Source organism: Aminiphilus circumscriptus DSM 16581 (assembly GCF_000526375.1).
GTDB lineage: Bacteria > Synergistota > Synergistia > Synergistales > Aminiphilaceae > Aminiphilus > Aminiphilus circumscriptus.
Genome location: NZ_JAFY01000005.1, coordinates 353,370 through 374,033 on the forward strand (window position 1 = coordinate 353,370; position 20,664 = coordinate 374,033).

Genomic DNA, 20,664 nt, shown 5'->3' on the forward strand with positions numbered 1-20,664 from the left:
GAGGAACTCATGGATCTGCAGAAGACATCTTCCCGTCCCACCGGTTCCCGAACACTCCGCGGCATTCCCCTCTCTCCGGGCTATGGCGTGGGACCCGCCCGGATCTACCGCACCGTCTCCTTCGCGCTCTCCTCGGAGGCCGAGATGCCAGGGCCGTCCAGAGACGAATCTCCCGAAACGGCGGTCATGCGTTTCCGTAAGGCTCTGGCGGCATCCCGGGAGCAACTTCTTCAGCTCCAGGCACAAAGCACCGCCACGCTCGGGCAGGAAAAAGCCGCGGTCTTCGCCGCCCAAAACCTCATGCTCGATGACCCCATGCTCTCCGGCGGCGTGGAGGAGTTACTCCACAAGGGCACCTCGCCCGAGGATGCGGTGGTCCTCAAGACCAGGGAAATCAAGACGCTCTTCGAATCCCTGCCGGACCCGTATCTCCGGGAGCGCGCCGCCGACGTGGAGGATGTGGGGCGGCGCATTTTCCGAAATCTTCTCGGCGTGGGAACGCTCGACCTGGAGGACGTTGGCGAGCCCGTGATTCTGGTGGCGGAAGATCTGACCCCATCGGACACGGCCGCTCTCTCGTCCAAAACGGTGGCGGGCATCCTCACCGAACGGGGAGGCCCCACGAGCCATACCGCCATCATCGCCAAGGCGCTTGAAATCCCCGCCGTGTCCGGCATCGGGAACCTCTCCGACCTGATTGAAGAAGGACTTCCCGTGGCCCTCGACGGCGAACGAGGCGACGTAGTCCTCGCCCCTTCGGCGGAAGAAACGGCACGGTTCGCCGCGCTCAGGGAAAAACGGCTGCACACGGCACGGCAGTTGGCGACACTCCGGGATCTTCCGGCCATCACCCTGGACGGCGTGGAGATCGGTCTCTGGGGGAACATCGCCAAACCGGAGGGAACGGAAAAGGTTCTGAGCTACGGGGGCACCGGAGTCGGACTCTTCCGCACGGAATTCCTCTACATGAGCGGCGACACCCCTCCAGGGGAAGAGGAACAGCTCGCGGCCTACGTCAAAGCCCTGGAAGGCATGAAGGGTATGCCCACGGTCATCCGCACTCTCGACGCCGGGGGCGACAAGGAAGTGCCCTCCCTGCGGGGCATCCTGGGCGACAAGCCGGAGATGAACCCCTTCCTCGGATATCGGGCGCTGCGCATCTGCCTCGACGAGAAGGATCTCTTCCGTACCCAGCTCCGGGCACTTCTTCGAGCCGCGCCCTCGGGAGATCTGCGGATCATGTTCCCCATGGTGGCAGGGCTGGAGGATCTTCGGAGTGCAAGGAAGGCCCTCGATCAGGCCCGGAGCGAGCTTGAAGCGGAAGGTATCGCGGTACCGCCGGTGAAGGTGGGAATCATGATCGAAATCCCCGCAGCCGCCGCCATGGCACCACTCCTCGCGGCGGAGGCGGATTTCTTCTCCGTCGGCACCAACGACCTCACGCAGTACACACTCGCAGCGGACCGCATGAACGCCAGGGTAACCAGATGGTACGACTCCTTCCACCCCGGCGTGCTCCAGCTCCTCCGTCTCACCGCCGAAGGGGCCGGGAAGCGGAATATCGAACTCGGCATGTGCGGTGAGATGGCAGGCGACCTCGACGCCATTCCGCTTCTTTTGGGACTGGGATTCCAGGAACTCTCCATGACACCCTCCCAGATCCCCTGGGCGAAACGGCTCGTACGGACTCTCTCCATTGAAGTCTGCCGGGACATCGCCGGCAAAGCGCTCTCCTTCGGCACGGCGGCGGAGGTGCGAACGTACCTGCAGGAGCGGAGAGCCGCCCTTACCGCGAATTTCGCCGATGAATGAGATCCGGCGAGAACGGACGGAAACGAGATGATGTCCTCCATGCAACCCCTCGTTCAGGGGAAAATAGATCAGGCCATGGCTCTTCTCGGTGAAACGGGGATCGATTGTTGGTGCACTTTCGTCCGAGAAACATCGGAAATGTGCGATCCCGCGATGCGATACCTCGTGGGAGCGGACGTGGTGGGTGAAGCGGCGTTTCTGCTCGCCCGAGACGGCAGGGCCTTTGCCGTTCTCGCAGCCCTGGATAAAAGCGACGTAGAGGCCCTCGAAACCTATCGCATCTTTCCCTATGTGCAGTCCATTCGGGAGCCCCTGCGGGAAGCCTTGACCCTTCTCGATCCCAAAACGATCGGCCTCAACTTCTCCGAGGCGAACTACGCTGTGGACGGGCTCTCCTTCGGCATGTACCGACGCTTGCGCTCGCTTCTCGAAGGAACGCCCTATGCGGAACGACTCGTCTCCGCGGAAGGGCTCTTCTCCAAAGTGCGGAGCATCAAAACGCCGGAGGAGCTGCGGCGCATCCGGGCGGCCATCGCGGAGACGCTGGAACTCTTCGACCTCTGGCCGCGGAACTTCCAGGAGGGGTGGACGCTGCGACGCATTTCGGATTTTCTTCACGAAGAAATGCACCGCCGAAATCTTGAAGGCTCGTGGAGTCTCTCCGGCGATCCGGGCATCACGAGCGGACCCGACATGATCCCCGGCCATGGAACACCCCCGGATCTTCCCGTCCTTCCCGGGCACGTGCTCAACATGGATTTCGGCATCCGCAAGGACGGCTATAGTTCGGACCTCCAGCGCGTCTGGTACCGACCCTCCCGGGAGGCTCCCGAGCCGCCCGGGGACGTGCGAAGAGCTTTCAGTGTCGTTCGGCGCGGCATCGAAGAAGCGGCAGCGTTTCTTCGCCCCGGCGTGCGCGGCTGCGAGGTGGATGCCGTGGCACGGCGCATTGTTACCGAAGCGGGCTACCCCGAATACGCCCATTCCTTGGGACATCAGGTGGGCGCCTTCGCCCACGACGGCGGCGCGCTCCTGGGTCCCCGATGGGAGCGCTACGGCAAGTTGGTGGAACTCCCTGTGGAAGAAGGACAGGTCTTTACCCTCGAATTCGGTGTGCAGACATCCTGCGGCTATCTGGGTCAGGAGGACATGGTGGTGGTCACCTCGAACGGATGCGCCTTCCTCACGCCTCCGCAGGAGGACCTCTGGACGCTCACTCCCGGAGAAGCGTGACGTTCTCGGGGAGCCTGCATCCGGTCCGGCCATCCGTCGTTCCGGAGCGCGGAAAACCGGATAAGCCGGCTCCCCTTTTGCCACGAACACGACAGACCCATTGACAAAGACGCACCTTGTCCGTATCGTAACGGCGACAGCAACTGGGGGGGCCGGCGAACCGGCTGAGAGGAGGCTTCTTCGCCTCGACCCTTGGAACCTGATCCGGGTCATGCCGGCGAAGGGAAGTTCTGTGTGTTTTCCACGACACGAAAAACTTCGCTCCCGGCATCTCCTTGCCGGGAGGTTTTTTATGCACACCACACACCCTTTTCCCCATTTTCCCCATTTTCGACGTGCTCCTCGTCTGTCGCAGCCATGCGGGAGAGGAGGTGTTCCTTCGTGACTCCCTTTCCCCTCAAACGCCTTACCGCAGCGGGGCTTTTCGTGGCCGCGGCGTTGCTTCTCTCGGGCATTCACATTCCCCTGGGGCCCACAAAATGCTTTCCCTTCCAGCACACGGTCAACGCCCTCGCCGGAGCGCTCCTCGGCCCCTGGTGGGCAGCGGGCATTGCCGCCGTGACGAGCCTCCTGAGGCTCTTCACGGGAACGGGAACCCTCTTCGCCTTTCCCGGGAGCATCCCCGGCGCTCTGGCGGCGGGATTCGCCTTCCGGTGGTGGAAAAAAGACTGGGCCGTCTTCGCCGAACCTCTTGGCACCGGCCCGGTGGGGGCCTCTCTCGCGGCGCTCCTTCTCGGGCCTGCCATGGGAAGATCCGTAGGGATCGTCTCGCTCAACCTGGCGTTTCTGGCGAGCAGCCTTCCCGGAGCGACCGTGGCATTTCTGCTGCTCCATCTGTTGCGGCAAAACCAGGCATTTCGGAAGATGGCGGCAACCCTGTAGGTCTCCCGACGCACGAGGGCCTATCGTTTTACCGCTCGACAGAAACCGGCACGAACAAGGAGGCAGACAGGCATGACATCCTACCGCGGACTCGCGGCGACCATCGCGGGCAGCGACTCCGGCGGCGGCGCGGGCATTCAGGCGGACCTCAAGACCTTCGCCGCTCTCGACGTCTTCGGAACGACAGTCATCACGGCGCTCACGGCCCAGAACAGCCTGGGCGTGGAGGCAATCTTCGACATCCCGCCCTCGATGATCCGGGCACAGATCGATGCCCTCTGGTCCGACTTCCCCATCGGCGCAACAAAAACGGGCATGCTCTCCCGCCCCGAAACGATCCGGGAGGTCGCCGCGGGCGTGCGCCGCTGGAACATCGCTTCTCTCGTGGTGGATCCCGTCATGGTGGCGCAAAGCGGCGCATCCCTGATCACCGACGAGGCGGTGGAGGTGCTTCGGGACGAACTGCTTCCCCTGGCGCTTCTGGTAACACCCAATGTTCCCGAGGCGGAGCGCCTGGCGCAACAGCCGATCTCCTCGGTGGAGGACATGCGGCGCGCCGCGGAACGCATCGCCACCCTGGGCGTTCCCAATGTTCTCGTCAAAGGCGGCCATCTTCCCCAGGAAAACGAGATCGTGGATGTGCTCTTCGCGGAGGGCACGCTCGTGACCTTCCGGGACAGCCGTCTGGAGACGAGAAACACCCATGGCACGGGGTGCACGCTGAGCGCGGCCATTACGGCGGAACTGGCGTCCGGGAGCCCCCTCATCCTTGCGGCGGAGGAAGGACGGCGCTATCTCCGACGCGCTCTGGAACACGGCTTCCGCCCCGGAAAGGGTTGGGGTACCCTGGGACACGCCCGGGCGGGGAGAGCGGAATGCCCCGCACACTGAAATCCCTTCTCCAAAAGGCGGATGGAGCGGCCCTGACCGAGGTCTGGGCCGGCATGAAGGCAAAGCGGCCGCTCCTGTATCACCTGACCAACTGGATCTCCGCGTCGTTCCAGGCGGATGCGGTGTGCGCCGTAGGAGCCTCCCCGATCATGTCCCGGGAGACGCAAGAGACGGCGCACCTCGCCGCCATGGCCGACGGGGTGCTCTGCAACGTGGGCGCCCTGGAACGGCGGGATCTGCCGGCGGTACAGAACGCCCTTGCGGGGGCGCGGCTTGCACTCCTCGACCCCGTCGGCTACGGAGCCACTCCCTACCGCAGACGCATCGTGGACGACCTGCTGCAAAACCCGGCGATCCGCATCATCAAGGGGAACCGGGGCGAGATCTCCCTTCTCGCCGGACACGAGGGCACCCTCCGCGGCGTGGATGCGCTCTCGGCGAGGGCCGTTCCCGAGGCGGTGATGTCCCTGGCCCGGCGTACGGGCGCTCTCGTCTGCGCCACGGGAGAAACGGATTTGCTCAGTGACGGTTCCTGCGTCGCCGCCATCCGGGGAGGATCCTTCCTCTTGCCCGCCATCTCCGGAAGCGGCTGCGTCCTCGGCTCCCTCATGCTCGCCGGGGCCTGCGGAGGGGAGCATGTCGCCGGAGGACTCGCCGGAGTCGTGGCGATGAAGCGCTGCGCAGAAAGAGCGGAGAGGAAAAGTTCCGGTCCCGGAACATTTCGGGCAGCCCTTCTTGACGAACTTTTCCTGCTCCAGCCGTCGGATTTTGCGGAAGAACTCCGCCGCTGCACGCTTCTTCAGGAAAAGGAGGCATGACCATGACGCTCCGGAAACGCCTGCGGCTCTGCGTCATTCCCGATCGCATCCTTGGGGCGCCGCGTTCCCTGGAGGAACAGACGCTGTGTGCCCTGCGGGGAGGTGCCACGGCCATCCAGCTCCGGGACAAGAACGCATCCACCCGTGAACTCTATGAGACTGCGGTGACATTGAAGCGCCTCTGCGACGACTGCGGGGCGCTCCTGATCGTGAACGACCGCATCGACGTGGCTCTCGCAGCCGGCGCGGACGGCGTGCACCTGGGACAATCGGACCTCCCCGTTCCGGAAGCGCGACGTCTCGCACCACCGGGCTTCCTCGTGGGGGCCACGGCCCATTCCGTCGAGGAAGCCCTCCAGGCGGAGCAGAACGGTGCGGATTATCTCGGCATCGGCGCCGCGTTTCCCACGGCGAGCAAGACCGTCACGACACTCCTCGGTCCGGAGGGCATCAGACATGTGACTTCCCGGATCTCCCTTCCCGCCATCGCCATAGGTGGCATCACTCCGGACCGGGTACGCTGCGTCCTTGACGCCGGCGTCTGCGGCGTCGCGGTCATCGCCGCCGTGGTGGCCTCGGCGGAGCCTGAGAAGGCGACCCGGGAATTCGCGGCGCACATTCCTTGAGGGCGGTGCAACACTGCCCTTCCCGATGGATGTGCACCGCGAAACACGCACTACGAACGATTACGGAACGATCCGGAAGGAAAGATTCCCCAGGATTCCCCAGAGGGCCGAAGTCGGCACCGTAACTGCTCTCTTCGCCGGAAATCATGTTTTCCAGCGCACCCGTGAGGAGAGCATCCCCCGCGTCAAAGCTCCATCCCAGGCGGAGCAGCTCGTTCGCCAGCCACAAACCTGCCCGCCACTGGTCTCCAAGAGCGTCGGTCCCCCTTCCGCGGTTGACCTCCTTGCCCGCCTTCGCGAGGATGACTTCCACCGCATTCGGATCCACCGCGTCCGCCGGAACGGATTTGCCCAGAAGAGAGGCTTTCGCGGAGACACTGGATGCGATGATGTCCGTCACCTTCATGGCCTTCATGTCCGCGAACGCCAGAGAGCCCTCCTTTTGGTTAGTGGTCGGACCACATGCTGGTAAAAACATTTTTGTACTAAACCACCACCCTCGTCCCTCTTGCTTCGATCACCTTGAAAATTCCCTGATCACGTCGCTGCGAAATTCCATGAAATAACTTCTAAAACCCTTGCACACCAAGCGATTGGCCTCCGGAAAAATCGTCTCGGAAACAGCCTTTCCGACGTGAAACACCTTGGGAAATATGGCAACTCAGAATTGAAAGACTATTTGGGAACCCTTGCGCAAAAGAGCCGCTTGGTATATAAAGTGCACTGGGTGGTCCAATCGAAGGAGGCGCCGGCAGACATGGATAAACGCGTCAAACAGACCCGAATCTACGAAAAGGTCGTGGACGAACTCAAGGAGCTCATCGCCAACGGTGAACTCCGTCTGGGAGATCCGCTGCCTCCGGAACGACAACTCATGGAGGAACTCGGCGTCAGCAGGAGTTCTCTGCGCGAGGCTTTTCGTGTCTTGGAACTCATGGGGCTCATCGAGAGCATTCCCGGCAAGGGGCGTTTTGTCCGCAAGCCCCGAAGCGAAGCCAGTGCTTCCTCCACCACGTCCCAACTCGAGGATGCGGCAATTCTGGAACTCATGGAAGCCCGACGCGTTCTCGATCCCGCCATTGCCGCCGAAGCCGCGAGACGGGCACTTCCCTCGGACCACACAAAACTCCGCCGGGTTCTCTCCGTCACCGGCGAAGACATGGATACCATCGCACACCGCGCGCAGTCGGATTTCGACTTCCACCTCGTCATGGCCGAAGCAACTCAGAATTTCGTTTTCACGAACATCGTCAAAATGGAATTCAATCTCATCATGGCCACCCATGAGCGAATCTATTCGCTGCTTGCCGACAAAGAAGCGTTTCTCTGCGAACACCAAAGCATTTACGAGGCCATCCTCGATCACGACATCGACAAGGCTTCCCGAGAGGCTCGGGGCCATATCGAGCGCATCTACCGGACCCTGCAGGAAGCCATGGCCCTCGAAACGAGGCGCCATTCCGCATCGTGACGGCAAAAAGAGTGGGGACGGAACGCAGGCGCTCGCGCAACCGACGTTGTGCGACGCTCTCCCCGTCTCACCGAGGCAGGAAATTCGAGAGGACGAAGAGTCTGTAGGTCACCGCACGGGACAAGCCGTGCATGGAGAGGTGGAGAATGGTCTCCGCCCAGAGCACAACAGGAGGGATGTTCATGCGAGAGAAACTGGTTGCCCTGATGCCCGAAATCGAGTGGATCCAGGACCCGAAGATCAAGGAAGGCGTCTTCGCCACCTATGAGGACGCGCTGAAGACCGGAGGTTGGCAGCCCGAGGACATGGAGTGGATCCCCTTTACGCTTCTCATCCCCGATTGCCCCGCGTCGCTCCTCGTGCACACCCGGGGCGTCACCCGCATGGCCAAGGTCATCTACGACGAGTTCAACGCTCTGTACAAAGACAACGGTGGTTTCCAACTCGACCACGACACACTCATCGCCGGCGCTCTTCTCCACGATGTGGGGAAGCTCGTCGAATACGAAAAGAATGCGGAAGGCAAGATGGTCAAGTCCCGTCTCGGCAAAGACCTCCGGCATCCCTTCTCCGGAACCGGTCTTGCCATGCGGAACGGCGTCAACTCCCGCATCGCCCACACCATCGCCGTTCACGCCCACGAAGGCGACGGCGCTTATCGGAGCCCCGAGGCAGTGGTCATCAACAAGTGCGACTTCATCAACTTCGAGAGCATCAAGTCCTTCCTCGGATTGCTGAAGTAAGCCACCGAAGATGATCTCTTGAGGGCACCGCGTCGTTTTCGTCCAGAGGGGATGCGGCGCCCTCTTCGGAATGCTGTTACGGAAAGCACGAAATTCTAAGAGGAGGTGTGGTGCAACAATGGGCAAGACCATGATCGAAAAGATCATCGAGCGAGCCTCGGGCAAAAAAGTGAAGGTCGGTGACCGCGTCTGGTGCAACATCGACTGGTCCACCGCCCGCGACTTCGGCGGGGCGAATTGTGTTCTTCAGTTTGAGGAAGTGACGGAAAAGAAGGGAAAGGTCTGGGATCCGGAAAAGATCGCCTTCACCTTCGATCTTCAGGCACCGGCCCATGCGGAAAAGGTCGCCCAGAACCAGAAGATCATCCGTGATTTTGCGAAGAAACAAGGGATTTCCAAAGTCTTCGACGTGAACTGGGGAATCGGGCAGCACGTGCTCCTTGAAAACGGTCTGGTCAAACCCGGCGATGTCATCCTCGGCACGGACAGCCACATGAACCTTCTCGGCGCCGTGGGCTCCTTCGCCACCGGCGTGGGGAACACGGACATCGTGGCGTCCTGGTTCAAGGGAACCAACTGGTTCCGCGTACCCGAGACGATGAAGATCACCGCCACGGGGACCTTCAAGAAGGGCGTCTGCATGCGCGACTTCCTCACCCTTCTCGTGGGAACTCTCGGTGCGGACGGCATGTTCTTCCGGTCCGTGGAGTTCTACGGCGAGACCATTGAAAACTCCACCCTCGCGGATCGCATCACCCTCTGCTCCATGGTCACCGAGATGAGCGGCAAGGTTGGACTCATCCTTCCCAACGGGGACGTGCTCGACTGGCTCCGGGCGAGAGCCGGGAGCGAAGTGGACGAACGCGTGAAGGCCATCGCCGCCGATCCCGACGCAGTCTACTGCCAGGAACTCGCCTTCGATGTCAACGACCTGGAACCCCTCGCCTCCTGCCCGGATGCGCCGGACAACGTGAAGAAGGTCCGGGAGGTCGCGGGAAACCATATCGATCAGGTACACATCGGCTCCTGTTCCAACGGCCGTTTCGAGGACATCGCCGCCGCCTTCGACGTGCTCAAGGCCGCGAATTTCCAGATCAGCCCCACGGTGCGCACCATCATCACCCCCGCGACGAGGGAGACCATGAAGCGCTGCGCCGAGGCGGGCATGATCCAGAAATTCCTGGAGGCCGGGGTCATCTTCACCAATCCCACCTGCAGCCTATGCACCGCGGAGCACTACGGCGTGCTTCCCAGCGGCGACGTGGGCGTCTCCACCACAAATCGGAACTTCATCGGCAAGGTGGGCAAGGGAAGTCACACCTATCTCATGAGTCCCATGTCGGCAATGGCTTCCGCTGTCCGCGGCGTCATCACGGACCCGCGGGATATCCTCTGCTAGGGCGACCAAGGAGGACACGAAGATGGAACAGACAATTCTGCGCGGACGTGCCTGGGTTTTCGGCGACGACGTGGACACGGACCTCATCTACCACAACAAGTATCTCGCCGAGACGGATCCCAAGAAAATGCCCCAGTTCTCCTTTGAATACTATCCCGGCAAGGAGAACTTCGCAAAGGAAGTGAAAGAGGGCGATTTTGTCGTGGCGGGCCGGAACTTCGGCTGCGGCTCCTCCCGGGAACATGCCGTGTACTGCCTCAAGTTCGCAGGCATACCCGTAGTACTGGCCGAGTCCTTTTCCCGCATCTATTACCGGAACGCCATCAACAACGGCTACCCCGTGCTCTTCGTGAACGGTCTGAGCGAGGCCATCAAGGCAAAGGAGATCAACGACGGAGATGAACTCGAAGTGAACCTCGCCACCGGTGAGATCAAGGACGTTACCAACGGCAAGACCTTCCACGGAGACGCCGTGGCCGATCTCGAAAAGGACATCATGGCCGCGGGAGGACTTATCGAGTATCTCAAGGAACAGGCAGCGAAGAGTGCCTGAGCGAGAGACATCGCAAGGAGGGATACACACCATGGGCAAGACCTTCGCCGAAAAGGTTCTCGGCAAAGCCGCCGGATATGAGGTCAAGGCCAACGATGTGGTCACCGTGGAGCCCCATTTTTGCATGAGCCACGACAACGCCGCACCCATCGCCAAGACCTTCAAGAAGATCGGCGTCAAAAACGTCTGGAAACCCGACGCACTCGTGTTCATTCTCGACCACGCCGTACCGGCCCCCAGCGACGAACATGCGGTAAACCACAAGGAGATCCGGGAATTCGTCAAGGAACAGGGCATTCCTCACTTCTACGACGTCATGTCCAATGGCGGCGTCTGCCACCAGGTCATGTGTGAAGAGGGCTTCGCCCTTCCGGGGCTCATCATGGTGGGCAGCGACAGCCACACCTGCACCTACGGTGCCTACGGCGCCTTCTCCACCGGCATCGGACGAAGCGAAATGGCCGCGGCCTGGGCGACGGGCAAGATCTGGTTCAAGGTCCCCGAGAGCCTGAAGATCACCGTCACGGGCAAATTCAAGAAAGGAGTCACCGCCAAGGATCTCATCCTCAAGATCATCGGCGACATCGGCGCCGATGGTGCGGACTACATGTCCGTGGAATTCCACGGCCAGGGCATCGCCGACATGACCGTGGCGGAGAGGATGACCCTGTGCAACATGGGCATCGAGATGGGCGCCAAGAACGCCGTCTGCCCTCCTGACGAGAAAGTGCTCGACGCCATCAAGGGCAAGGCAAAAAGCGACAAGTGGGAGGCAATCTGGGCGGACGCCGACGCAATCTACGCGAAAGAACTCGCCTACAATCTGGGCGATCTCGTTCCCTGCGTGGCAAAACCCCACACGGTGGACAACTACGCCGCCATTGACGCAGTGAAGGGAACGGAGATCCACCAGGCCTTCCTCGGGAGCTGCACCAACGCCCGCATCGAAGATCTCCGCGCCGCGGCGGAGATCCTCAAGGGACGCAAGGTAGCCGTGCGGACCATCGTCATCCCCGCTTCCTGGACAGTCTATCGCCAGGCCATGAAAGAGGGACTCTTCGACACCTTCCTCGACGCAGGCTGCGTCATCGCCAATCCCGGCTGCGGCCCCTGCATGGGCAACCACGAGGGAATCCTCGCCCCCGGCGAGACCTGCATCAGCACAGCAAACCGGAATTTCAAGGGGCGCATGGGCAACAAAGAGAGCTTCATCTATTTGGCGAGCCCCCTCACCGTGGCCGCTTCGGCTCTCACCGGCAAGATCTCCGATCCGAGGGAGGTGCTGTAGTCGTGAAAATCACCGGAAAAGTTTGGAAGTACGGCGACGATGTGAACACCGACGTCATCTTCCCGGGAAAATACACCTACACCATCAAGGATCGCGCCGAGATGGCCAAGGTGGCTCTGGAAGACCTCGACCCGGAATTCACCAAATCCGCCAAGGCGGGAGACATCATCGTGGCCGGCAAGAACTGGGGATGCGGCTCTTCCCGTGAGCAGGCCGTCTCCTGCCTCAAGGAGCGCGGAATCGGCGCCATCATCGCCAAGGGATTCGCCCGAATCTACTACCGAAACTGCCTGAACGAGGGCCTTCCCATCATCGTCTCTCCCGAAGCCGTCGACGCCATCGAAGCAGGCGATGAAGTCACCGTCGATTTCGATGCGGGCCAGATCGTCACGAAAAAGGGGACCTTCCCCTTCCCACCCTATCCGGAATTCGTCCGGGGGCTCATCGAGGACGGAGGGCTCATTCCCCACGTGAAGAAGTCCCTGGGGCTGAGCTGATCCATTCGAACCGGCGCGGGCCCGCCGCCCCTGGAAACGGCGGGCCCGGTACTCCACGATCCGCGGCATCATGTCGAAGGCGGATCGCGGGCGAAGAGGAAAAATCGAGTTTCACCACACATTTTAAGGAGGGAATCCGCCCATGACCCGCAACGTTCTGCAGGTGAAGGAGAAGAAAGACCGCTACACCGTGTGCTACATGCCCGGAGACGATTCCGGCTTTGACATGATGGAAGCGGCAATGCTCGTCCTGAACACCATGGATCTCCCCATCGATTTCGTCCGGGCCGACCTGGGATGGTGCATGTGGGAGAAGTCCATCGCGAAGTTCGGCGAGGGCGACCCCCGGTGCAACACCGTTCCCCCCGAGACGATCAAGAAGATCGAGAACGCCGATGCCACCCTCATGGCGGCTATCACCTCCAAGGCAGGCGTGAAAGGCTTCAAATCCGCCATCCTTCAAATGCGGCAGCTCTTCGATCTCTACATCAACCTGCGCCCTGCGAAGGTCCTTCCCGGCGTCGGTACCCCGCTGAAGGGCGACCCCAAGATCGACCTCGTCCTCTTCCGTGAGAACACGGAAGATCTCTACGCCGCCGTGGAATTCAACCCCCTTCCCAAGGAACTCTACGACGTCCACAAGGGCATGGAGCGTTTCAAGAAGTGCTCCGAAGTGGCCGTGTCCTGGCGCGTCTTCTCCAAGGAAGGATGCGAGCGCATCATCCGGGCTGCCTTCGAGTACGCAAAGGCAACGGGACGCAAGACCGTCCACAACTGCAACAAGGCGAACGTCATCCGGGAGACCGACGGCATGATGAAGAAGATCTTCCTCCAGGTGGCCAAGGAATACGAGCAGTTCGGCATCAAGGCGATCGAAGAGAACGCCGACGCTACCGCCATGTGGCTCATCAAGAATCCCCAGGATTATGAAGTCATTGTGGCAAGCAACGTCTTCGGCGACATCCTCTCCGATGAGGCGTCCCAGCTCGTGGGCGGACTCGGCTTCGCTCCCAGCGGCAACATCGGCGAGAAGACCGCCATCTTCGAACCCTGCAGCGGTTCCGTTCCCAAGTACGCCCATCAGTACCGGGTCAACCCCAGCGCCATCCTGCTCACCGCAAAGATGATGCTCGAATATCTCGGTCTCGATGAAGCGGGTGCGAAGATCGAAAAGGCCATCGGCGACGTGCTGGTGGAAGGCAAGGTGCTCACCTACGACGTGCTCCGGGACTTCCGGGGCGACCCGAACTGGGAGAAAAACGCCGCCTCCACCCTGGACATGGCCGCCGAAATCGCCCGAAAGATCACTCCCGGCATCTCCGAGGCTCGCATCGAGAGCGCCAGGGCGAAAGCGAAGGAAATGTGCGACTGGACGAAGACCGTCGGCTTCGACGAATAAAGCGACGGCCCTTGGAACACACTATCGGGGCTCGCCGCGGCGAGCCCCTTTGTTCGTCCGGGACGAGTCTCGCTCATTCAATCGAGAATCCAAGGCAAGGAGGAATGCGTCATGAAAACGGCATCGGCCGGAACGGTGGAGTCCATGGACTGCCTCGTGACGGTCAGCGAAGGCGCTCCGGGAAGCGGGCTTTCCATTCAGCTCTCCGGCGCCGCCACGGCCCGTTTCGCGCCCACCATGCGCAAGGCCGTACAGGAAGTCGCCACTGCCATGGGCGCCACGGATCTTTCCATCTCCATCCAGGACAACGGCGCTTTGGACCTGATCCTCAAGGCCAGAACGGAAGCCGCGCTGACCCGCTATCGGGGAGGTGACACCGCATGAGACTCCGAAGGACCATGCTCTATCTTCCCGGAAACAATCCCAACATGCTTCTTCGAGGACACCTCTTCAAACCCGACGGTCTCATCCTCGACCTCGAGGATGCCGTGGCAATGCGCGAAAAAGACGCGGCCCGCATTCTCGTGCGCGACGTGCTTCGGCAAGGGCAGTTCGGTGACTGCGAGGTGACGGTGCGCATCAACGGCATGGACACTTCTTACTGGAAAGACGATCTTGAGGCCGTTGTCCCCGCAGGTATTCACGGCATTCGTGTTCCCAAAGTGGAAGATCCAAAGGATATGGTCCTGCTCGACGAAACGCTTTCGGAAATCGAAACCCGAGCGGGCGTTCCGCTCGGAAAAACGCTGATCTTCTGTCTTCTGGAGACGGCCAAGGGGATCTGGCGCGCCTACGAGATCGCCACGGCCTCGAAACGCGTGACCGCCATCATCCCCGGCGGCGAAGACCTCACGGCAGATCTTCGGACCAATCGCTCCGCCGAGGGAACCGAGTTGGAGGGAGTGCGCAAGATGCTCGTTCTCGCCGCCCGGGCGGCTGGGGTGGACGCCCTGGATACGGTGTTCCCCCGTATCACCGACGACGAAGGATTGCGGAAGGAAGTCAGCTTCATCAAGCAACTCGGGTTCGACGGCAAGAGCGTCATCCACCCGAACCAGATCCCCATCATCCACGACGTGTTCACGCCCACGGAGAAGGAAATCGAGAAAGCAAAGCGCATCGTCGCCGCCGCCAAAGAGGCCGCCGAGCGGGGTCTTGGCGCCGTCTCCGTTGACGGGCGCATGGTGGACCGCCCCGTGGTGAAACGGGCGGAATTCACCCTGATCCGGGCCGGACTGTTCGAGGAGGTGCACTCATGATCCGCAACGCGCTTGGGCGGGAGCTGCCCGAATCCATTCCCGGCTACGGGGTGGTAAAGCCCTTCCTCGGCCACGACAAACGCGTTCCCGAGGGGAACCGAGACGGGGGCCGCATCAAGGCCACTTTCGGCACCTGCACGGACAAGGTGCTTCCCGACATCAAAGCCGCCATCGCCGCATCGGGACTGAAGAGCGGTATGACCGTCTCCTTCCATCACCATCTCCGCAACGGCGACTACGTGGTGAACATGGTCATCGACGCCTGCGCGGAAATGGGCATCCGGGATCTCACCCTCTTCCCCACGGCTCTCTTCGGCGTGCACAAGAAACTTATTCCCCACATCAAGAGCGGCGTCATCCGCAGGATCATGGGCTCCGTGAACGGCCCCATCGGTCAGCTCGTCTCCGAAGGAGGCATGGAGGAACCGGTGGTGCTCCGCAGTCACGGAGGCCGCCCTCGGGCCGTCACCTGCGGTGACGTGCACATCGACGTGGCCTTTCTCGCCGCACCCCGGGCGGACAGATACGGCAATCTCTCCGGTGTCGGTTCCAACTCGGCCTGCGGTTCCCTTGGGTACGCTTTCACGGACGCCATGTACGCGGACTGTGTCGTGGCGGTGACGGACTGCCTCCAGCCCTATCCCATCGGCAACGTGTCCATCCCTCAGGTCTACGTGGATTTCGTGGTGGCCGTGGAAAGCATCGGCGATCCCGCGGGAATCGTCTCCGGAACAACCCAGATCACCCGCGATCCCCTGCGTCTCCTCATCTCCAGATATGCGGCCCAGCTCATCGAGGCCAGCCCCTACTTCAAGAACGGCATCTCCTTCCAGACCGGCGCGGGGGGCATTCCGCTGGCGGTGACAGCCTTCATGAAGGAAGCCATGAAACGCAGAGAGGTGAAGGGGAGCTTCGGTCTGGGAGGCATCACGGGGTACTTCGTGGACCTGCTCAAAGAAGGGTACGTGGAACGTCTTCTGGACGTGCAGTCCTTCGACCTCGAAGCGGTGCGCTCCATCGCGTCGAACCCTGACCACGTGGAGATCTCCGCCGACTGGTACGCCAATCCCTGGAACAAGGGATGCGCCGTGAACATGCTCGACGTGGTCATCCTCGGCGCCACGGAGCTGGACAAGGATTTCAACGCAAACGTGAACACCGAGGCTGACGGCGCGCTGCTTCACGGCATCGGCGGCCATCAGGACACCGCCGCCGGGGCCAAGCTGACCATCATCAGCCAGCCCCTCCTCCGGGGACGCATTCCCTGCGTGGTGGATTCGGTCTATTCCGTCACGACCCCCGGCGAGGTTGTGGACGCAGTGGTCACCGAGTACGGCGTCACCATCAACCCCCGTCGTCAGGACCTGATCGACGCCGCCAAAGAGGCAGGGAATTTCCCCCTCCTCTCCATGGAGGAACTCCTCGCCAAGGCAAAGCAACTCGTCGGTCCCATGGAGCCCGTGCAGACCGAGGAGCGCATCGTGGGCGTCATCGAATGGCGTGACGGCACCGTCATCGACGTGGTGCGCCAGTTGAAGGCCAAGGCATAGCCTTATCGCACAAAGAGGAAGGAGCTTCCCTTCCACAAGTTCGCACCGGGAAGCCGGACGTTCGCCCCAGAGTTTCCTGAAACGGAGACTCTAGCGTTCGCACACACGCCGTGACATCTCTTCCTCGCCCCGAGCCGCCTTCGACATGCAGTCGAAGGCGGCTGTTTTTCAAATTTGAGGAAGCTCTGAATAAAGGCCTTTCGCTTTCCCTTGACCTCGGGCCGCATCAGGCTCTGCGAGGCACCCTGCGGGGCTGACGCAGCCTTATTCAGAGATTCCTTGATTTTCGGAACGTTTTTCTGTTCTCAGAGAGAAATGAGCAGGATACCCACGAGAATCGCCGCGGCGCCAACGGCTCGGCGTCGGTTGAGCCGTTCCCGGAAAAGGAACACCGATGCGGCGAGGACGAGCAAAAAGGCCGTGCTGGTACAGAGGGGAAACGCGAGGGAAAGATCCATCTTCGACAGAAGCGCCGCGTAGAACACGAAGGAGCAGACATAGGCGGCCATGCCGCCTATGACGAAGGGATTGAGGAGAATCCTTCGTACGGCACCGAAGAGTCCTCCGGAAGAGACGGGACCTTTCGAGGACATCCCCATTTTCAGCGAAACGTGGGCACCGGCATTGAGCAGGATGTCTCCCACAACCAGAAACAGCACGAGAGGTTCCATGCGACCACTCCCTTTTCTTTTCACTTCCGCGACTCTAGCGGAAGAATCGGGGGAAGGCAACCCCGGATCGGCACAAAAAAGACTGGTCGCACTGCGAAAGCACCGCCGTACGACCAGTCTTCTTCCTTTCAAGGGTTGTGTTTCTTGCTCCGGAACCTGTTTTACCTCCGTTGTCTCGGCGGAGAAACCGTCGGCTCACGCCGAAAGAAGTTTCTCCCGCACGAGATGGCGAACCTGGACGAGCATCGCCTCCCGTTCTTCCTGGGAAACGGCGGGAACGGCATGCATGAAATGGTGCAGGATCACCTCCATGCCGCAGAAAACAAAAATGCCGTTGTCCACGGCTGTACGAATCGCGCCCTTGAAACCGTAGGTGTCGTAGTCCTTCTCACTTCCACCGGTGGTGCTGAAGATGGCCACTTTTTTCCCTTTGAGAAGTCCTTCAGTGCCGTTTTTCCCGGAGGCATAGGCGAAGCCCGAAGAGAACACGCGATCGATCCACCCTTTGAGGATGGCGGGCAAGGAGAACCACCACACGGGGTGAATCACTACCAACAGATCCGCTTCCTTGACAAAACGCTGCTCCTCCGCGACGTCCGCGAGGGTTTTCCCCTCCCGGAGGGCCAAGAAATCCTCGGCTTTCAACACAGGGTCTATGGAAAGAGCGTAGAGATCGCGCACGTCAAAGGCAACACCGGCAGCCGAAAATTCCTCCTTCACCGCTTCGAGAACGGCGTGATTGAAACTCTTCGGATTCGGATGGGCATAGACGAGAAGCGCCTTCATGAAAACAACCCCCTTTGTCATGGTTTGGGAAATTTCTCTTTCGGAACCGACGTATCTTTCATAAGTGTAGTTTTTCTGGCGGAATTGTCAACTTTGAGAGAGCATGCACATACACCCGATCCTTTTCTTCTACAAACTACGAAAAGAGCTTCCTCACGAGGACACCGGCATTCGTTCTTTTCGGGCTCCACTGTCCCGGGCGCGGTCCCAAGCTCCTCCCCGGCTGCATCGCGACGCTCCCGGCCCTTCCGGGGTCGAAACAGACACCTCGCTCAGTCGGCGCGGCTTCCGCGACAAAAAAAGAGCACAGGGACAACCGATGCGCTAGCCGATACCGAGGATGCGCACCCAGAGGGGCAGGGTCAGCACTGAAAGAATCGTTCCTGCGGCGATCACGTCCGCCGCATATTCGGCATCCAGCCCCATGCCGTCGGCGATGATGAAGTTGTTCACCGCGGGGGGCATGGCGGAGACGAGTACCACGGCCTGGGTGAGAATCTGCTCCGTGGGCCAGAGACAAAACATTCCCCAGGCAATGACGGGGTGAATGAAGAGCTTGAAAACGACGTCTCTCCCGGTCCGGCGAAGCCCCCGGACAAACCGCCCCGGATCGAGGGAGGCGCCGAGCGTGAGCAGGGCAATACCGCTTCCCGTGTCTCCCAGGGTCTTGAGCACCGTGTCGATCCATTCGGGAAGGTGCTGCAGGGAGGTCCGGCTCAGCAGAAGCCCTCCCGCAGTGGCCACGATCAGGGGATTGGCGAGCACACGCAGCAAAGTGATCCCGACGCTGCGCAGTGTAAGGCGCTTGTTCGCCGAGGCCAATTGCGCGCCGAGGATGGAGATGGCATTATAACCAACAAGCCCCATGGCGAGGTAGTGTGAAAGAGCGTCCAGGCCAGCCTGCCCCATGGCGATGGTGATGGCGGGAACACCCATGAAGACGTTGTTCGAGCGGACTGCCATGAGAACGGACACCGCCGCCCGCCGCGGTTCGCTCCGACAGATACGGGCGAGAATCCATGCCGTCAGAGGTGCGAGAAGAAATCCCGCGTGGATCGCCCAGAAGAGGTTCATCTGGGCGATCCCCTCTCCGCCGATGCGAAGGGTCGTCCGAAAAAGCAGCGCCGGGATGGCGATCCAGTAGAGAATGCCGTTGATGGATGGGAGCACCGCGTCCGGAAGAAACCCTTTTTTCTTCGCCAGATATCCGATGAGCATGATGCAGGTCAGCGGGAGAACCATTCGAAATCCGTGCACGGAGGCACCCCTTTCCGTTTTTCGCTGCTTGCGTGTATAGTTGAGTGTACGAGAAGCGCCGTTTGGAATCCAGAACCAAAGGAGGACGACGCGAGGAGTCCTTCGGAAAAGCTGCACAGAGGAGGCAACGCACTTGGCACACATTCCGTCTCACATTTTTCGCGAATACGACATCCGCGGCCTCGCGGAGGAGGAACTCACTTCTCCGGTCATGATCGCGGTCGGCAAGGCCTACGGAACGTTCCTCACCGAAAAGGGCATCCGAAAGGTTCCCGTCGGCGGTGACATACGCCTTTCGTCGAAACGGATCCGCAGGGATGTCATCGAAGGACTGCGCAGCACCGGCATGGACGTCATCGACATCGGCACCGTCATGACCCCCCTCTTCTACTGGAGCCTCTACCATTTCGGCTGCGACGGCGGCGTCATGGTTACGGGCAGCCACAATCCCAAGGAATTCAACGGCCTCAAACTCGCCCTCGGCAAGACCACGATCTTTGGGGAGCAGATCCAGGAGATTCGCCGCATCGCCGAAGAAGGACACTTCTTCGTGGCGGAACGCCCCGGCGTCCTCGAGCGGGCCGACATCGGCGAGGAGTATGTGGAGATGCTCTGCCGCAAAATCACTCTGGGGCCGAAAAAACTCAAGGTGGTGCTCGACGCGGGAAACGGCACGGCGGGACTCTTCATGGAAAAGTTCTTTCGGCGTCTTGGCTGCGACGTGCTCCCTCTCTTCGCGGAGCCCGACGGAACCTTTCCGAATCACCATCCCGACCCCACCGTACGAGAAAACCTCCAGACCCTCACGGAAACGGTCCTCCGGGAAAAAGCCGATCTGGGCATCGGTTTCGACGGTGACGCGGACCGACTCGGTGTGGTGGACGACGCGGGAGAGATGCTCCTCGGAGACACGCTCATGGCACTCTATTGGAGAGAAATCCTTCCGAAACACCCCGGTGCAACGGCGATCATCGAAGTCAAAAGTTCCCAGGCTCTGGTGGAGGAAGTGGAACGCCTCGGCGGCGTTCCTCTTTTCTGGAAATCGGGGCACTCCCTCATCAAAGCAAAAATGAAGGAAATCAACGCTCTTTTCGCAGGCGAAGTCTCGGGACACATGTTCTTCGCCGACGAGTTCTACGGTTTCGACGACTCCTTCTACGCCGCGGCGCGACTCCTCCGCCTGCTGTCCTTCGAGGAACGCAGGCTTTCGGAGATCGTCCGCACCATCCCGCGCTACTACAGCACGGCAGAAACGCGCATTCCCTGCCCCGACGACAAAAAGTTCCATGTGGTAGCTGCAGTGCGGGAGGAAGCGCTCAAAACGCACGAGGCCATCACCGTGGATGGCGTGCGCATTCTCTACCCCCATGGATGGGGACTGCTGCGGGCCTCCAACACACAGCCCATTCTCGTCGCCCGATGCGAGGGAAGAACACCTTCGGCGTTGCGGGAGATCGAAGAGGACATGCACCGCCGCATCGTCCTCGGAGGCGGTGTCCCCTTTGAGTGGACCTATTGAGATTCTTTCC

General features: G+C 61.0%; 21 protein-coding genes and 1 riboswitch. Of the genes, 17 read left to right on the plus strand and 4 right to left on the minus strand.

Annotated features, from left to right (window positions below):
- Positions 1-9: 9 nt before the first annotated feature.
- The 6 genes from ptsP (at position 10) to thiE (ending at position 6,262) form a co-directional block, all read left to right on the plus strand.
- Positions 10-1,812: a phosphoenolpyruvate--protein phosphotransferase gene (gene ptsP, locus K349_RS0108780; RefSeq protein WP_029165476.1), complete on the plus strand. Its 1,803-nt coding sequence runs from the start codon at positions 10-12 to the stop codon at positions 1,810-1,812.
- Between the two features lie 27 nt (positions 1,813-1,839).
- Positions 1,840-3,045 carry a M24 family metallopeptidase gene (locus K349_RS0108785; protein ID WP_084460308.1) on the plus strand — a complete coding sequence of 402 codons (1,206 nt, stop codon included), beginning with the start codon at positions 1,840-1,842 and terminating at the stop codon, positions 3,043-3,045.
- Between the two features lie 135 nt (positions 3,046-3,180).
- Positions 3,181-3,288, plus strand: a riboswitch (TPP riboswitch).
- Positions 3,289-3,426: 138 nt separating this feature from the next.
- A complete protein-coding gene (gene thiW / locus K349_RS0108795) occupies positions 3,427-3,927 on the plus strand; it encodes an energy coupling factor transporter S component ThiW (protein WP_029165479.1) in 501 nt (166 codons plus the stop codon).
- A gap of 72 nt (positions 3,928-3,999) precedes the next feature.
- Positions 4,000-4,818, plus strand: a complete 819-nt coding sequence (gene thiD, locus K349_RS0108800; RefSeq protein WP_029165480.1) for a bifunctional hydroxymethylpyrimidine kinase/phosphomethylpyrimidine kinase — start codon at positions 4,000-4,002, stop codon at positions 4,816-4,818.
- Positions 4,803-5,636, plus strand: a complete 834-nt coding sequence (gene thiM, locus K349_RS0108805; RefSeq protein WP_029165481.1) for a hydroxyethylthiazole kinase — start codon at positions 4,803-4,805, stop codon at positions 5,634-5,636. Before thiD ends, thiM begins: the two co-directional genes overlap by 16 nt.
- A gap of 2 nt (positions 5,637-5,638) precedes the next feature.
- Positions 5,639-6,262: a thiamine phosphate synthase gene (gene thiE, locus K349_RS0108810; protein ID WP_029165482.1), complete on the plus strand. Its 624-nt coding sequence runs from the start codon at positions 5,639-5,641 to the stop codon at positions 6,260-6,262.
- Here thiE and K349_RS0108815 read toward each other — a convergent pair.
- A complete protein-coding gene (locus tag K349_RS0108815) occupies positions 6,192-6,677 on the minus strand; it encodes a hypothetical protein (RefSeq protein ID WP_029165483.1) in 486 nt (161 codons plus the stop codon). The two genes, thiE and K349_RS0108815, sit on opposite strands and share 71 nt — an antisense overlap.
- Before the next feature lie 342 nt (positions 6,678-7,019).
- Between K349_RS0108815 and K349_RS0108820 the strand changes: the two genes are divergently transcribed.
- The 10 genes from K349_RS0108820 to citF all read left to right on the plus strand — a co-directional run bounded on the left by K349_RS0108820 (position 7,020) and on the right by citF (position 16,421).
- Positions 7,020-7,733, plus strand: coding sequence for a FadR/GntR family transcriptional regulator (locus K349_RS0108820; RefSeq protein ID WP_029165484.1), 714 nt, complete (start codon positions 7,020-7,022; stop codon positions 7,731-7,733).
- A gap of 182 nt (positions 7,734-7,915) precedes the next feature.
- On the plus strand, positions 7,916-8,476 hold the full coding sequence (locus tag K349_RS0108830) for an HD domain-containing protein (RefSeq protein WP_029165485.1): 561 nt from the start codon (positions 7,916-7,918) through the stop codon (positions 8,474-8,476).
- Between the two features lie 118 nt (positions 8,477-8,594).
- Positions 8,595-9,875, plus strand: a complete 1,281-nt coding sequence (locus tag K349_RS0108835) for a 3-isopropylmalate dehydratase large subunit (RefSeq protein WP_029165486.1) — start codon at positions 8,595-8,597, stop codon at positions 9,873-9,875.
- A gap of 22 nt (positions 9,876-9,897) precedes the next feature.
- Positions 9,898-10,428, plus strand: a complete 531-nt coding sequence (locus K349_RS0108840) for a LeuD/DmdB family oxidoreductase small subunit (protein WP_029165487.1) — start codon at positions 9,898-9,900, stop codon at positions 10,426-10,428.
- Between the two features lie 31 nt (positions 10,429-10,459).
- On the plus strand, positions 10,460-11,716 hold the full coding sequence (locus K349_RS0108845) for a 3-isopropylmalate dehydratase large subunit (protein ID WP_029165488.1): 1,257 nt from the start codon (positions 10,460-10,462) through the stop codon (positions 11,714-11,716).
- Between the two features lie 2 nt (positions 11,717-11,718).
- Entirely contained in the window at positions 11,719-12,213 is a 495-nt protein-coding gene (locus K349_RS0108850; protein ID WP_029165489.1) for a 3-isopropylmalate dehydratase small subunit, read from the plus strand.
- 142 nt (positions 12,214-12,355) lie between these two features.
- Positions 12,356-13,612: an isocitrate/isopropylmalate dehydrogenase family protein gene (locus tag K349_RS0108855; RefSeq protein ID WP_029165490.1), complete on the plus strand. Its 1,257-nt coding sequence runs from the start codon at positions 12,356-12,358 to the stop codon at positions 13,610-13,612.
- A gap of 111 nt (positions 13,613-13,723) precedes the next feature.
- Positions 13,724-13,996, plus strand: coding sequence for a citrate lyase acyl carrier protein (locus K349_RS0108860; protein ID WP_029165491.1), 273 nt, complete (start codon positions 13,724-13,726; stop codon positions 13,994-13,996).
- On the plus strand, positions 13,993-14,871 hold the full coding sequence (locus K349_RS0108865) for an HpcH/HpaI aldolase/citrate lyase family protein (RefSeq protein WP_029165492.1): 879 nt from the start codon (positions 13,993-13,995) through the stop codon (positions 14,869-14,871). The genes K349_RS0108860 and K349_RS0108865 overlap by 4 nt, the downstream gene beginning before the upstream one ends.
- Positions 14,868-16,421, plus strand: coding sequence for a citrate lyase subunit alpha (citF, locus tag K349_RS0108870; RefSeq protein WP_084460309.1), 1,554 nt, complete (start codon positions 14,868-14,870; stop codon positions 16,419-16,421). The genes K349_RS0108865 and citF overlap by 4 nt, the downstream gene beginning before the upstream one ends.
- A 305-nt stretch (positions 16,422-16,726) precedes the next feature.
- Here the strand turns inward: citF and K349_RS0108875 are convergent, their stop codons facing one another.
- The 3 genes from K349_RS0108875 to K349_RS19145 all read right to left on the minus strand — a co-directional run bounded on the left by K349_RS0108875 (position 16,727) and on the right by K349_RS19145 (position 19,135).
- Positions 16,727-17,092 carry an EamA family transporter gene (locus K349_RS0108875; protein ID WP_029165494.1) on the minus strand — a complete coding sequence of 122 codons (366 nt, stop codon included), beginning with the start codon at positions 17,090-17,092 and terminating at the stop codon, positions 16,727-16,729.
- Positions 17,093-17,287: 195 nt separating this feature from the next.
- Positions 17,288-17,878: an NAD(P)H-dependent oxidoreductase gene (locus K349_RS0108880; protein ID WP_029165495.1), complete on the minus strand. Its 591-nt coding sequence runs from the start codon at positions 17,876-17,878 to the stop codon at positions 17,288-17,290.
- Positions 17,879-18,202: 324 nt separating this feature from the next.
- Positions 18,203-19,135: an AEC family transporter gene (locus K349_RS19145; protein ID WP_029165496.1), complete on the minus strand. Its 933-nt coding sequence runs from the start codon at positions 19,133-19,135 to the stop codon at positions 18,203-18,205.
- A 133-nt stretch (positions 19,136-19,268) separates the two neighbouring features.
- Here K349_RS19145 and K349_RS0108890 point away from each other — a divergent pair, with 133 nt between their 5' ends.
- Positions 19,269-20,654, plus strand: coding sequence for a phosphomannomutase/phosphoglucomutase (locus tag K349_RS0108890; protein ID WP_029165497.1), 1,386 nt, complete (start codon positions 19,269-19,271; stop codon positions 20,652-20,654).
- Positions 20,655-20,664: the final 10 nt, after the last annotated feature.

Excerpts from the sequence above, each read along its gene's own strand:
- ptsP (WP_029165476.1), top strand. The coding sequence starts at position 10 with ATGGATCTGCAGAAGACATCTTCCCGTCCCACCGGTTCCCGAACACTC.
- K349_RS0108785 (WP_084460308.1), top strand. The coding sequence starts at position 1,840 with ATGATGTCCTCCATGCAACCCCTCGTTCAGGGGAAAATAGATCAGGCC.
- thiD (WP_029165480.1), top strand. The coding sequence starts at position 4,000 with ATGACATCCTACCGCGGACTCGCGGCGACCATCGCGGGCAGCGACTCC.
- thiM (WP_029165481.1), top strand. The coding sequence starts at position 4,803 with ATGCCCCGCACACTGAAATCCCTTCTCCAAAAGGCGGATGGAGCGGCC.
- thiE (WP_029165482.1), top strand. The coding sequence starts at position 5,639 with ATGACGCTCCGGAAACGCCTGCGGCTCTGCGTCATTCCCGATCGCATC.
- K349_RS0108815 (WP_029165483.1), bottom strand. The coding sequence starts at position 6,677 with ATGAAGGCCATGAAGGTGACGGACATCATCGCATCCAGTGTCTCCGCG.
- K349_RS0108820 (WP_029165484.1), top strand. The coding sequence starts at position 7,020 with ATGGATAAACGCGTCAAACAGACCCGAATCTACGAAAAGGTCGTGGAC.
- K349_RS0108830 (WP_029165485.1), top strand. The coding sequence starts at position 7,916 with ATGCGAGAGAAACTGGTTGCCCTGATGCCCGAAATCGAGTGGATCCAG.
- K349_RS0108835 (WP_029165486.1), top strand. The coding sequence starts at position 8,595 with ATGGGCAAGACCATGATCGAAAAGATCATCGAGCGAGCCTCGGGCAAA.
- K349_RS0108840 (WP_029165487.1), top strand. The coding sequence starts at position 9,898 with ATGGAACAGACAATTCTGCGCGGACGTGCCTGGGTTTTCGGCGACGAC.
- K349_RS0108845 (WP_029165488.1), top strand. The coding sequence starts at position 10,460 with ATGGGCAAGACCTTCGCCGAAAAGGTTCTCGGCAAAGCCGCCGGATAT.
- K349_RS0108855 (WP_029165490.1), top strand. The coding sequence starts at position 12,356 with ATGACCCGCAACGTTCTGCAGGTGAAGGAGAAGAAAGACCGCTACACC.
- K349_RS0108860 (WP_029165491.1), top strand. The coding sequence starts at position 13,724 with ATGAAAACGGCATCGGCCGGAACGGTGGAGTCCATGGACTGCCTCGTG.
- K349_RS0108865 (WP_029165492.1), top strand. The coding sequence starts at position 13,993 with ATGAGACTCCGAAGGACCATGCTCTATCTTCCCGGAAACAATCCCAAC.
- citF (WP_084460309.1), top strand. The coding sequence starts at position 14,868 with ATGATCCGCAACGCGCTTGGGCGGGAGCTGCCCGAATCCATTCCCGGC.
- K349_RS0108875 (WP_029165494.1), bottom strand. The coding sequence starts at position 17,092 with ATGGAACCTCTCGTGCTGTTTCTGGTTGTGGGAGACATCCTGCTCAAT.
- K349_RS0108880 (WP_029165495.1), bottom strand. The coding sequence starts at position 17,878 with ATGAAGGCGCTTCTCGTCTATGCCCATCCGAATCCGAAGAGTTTCAAT.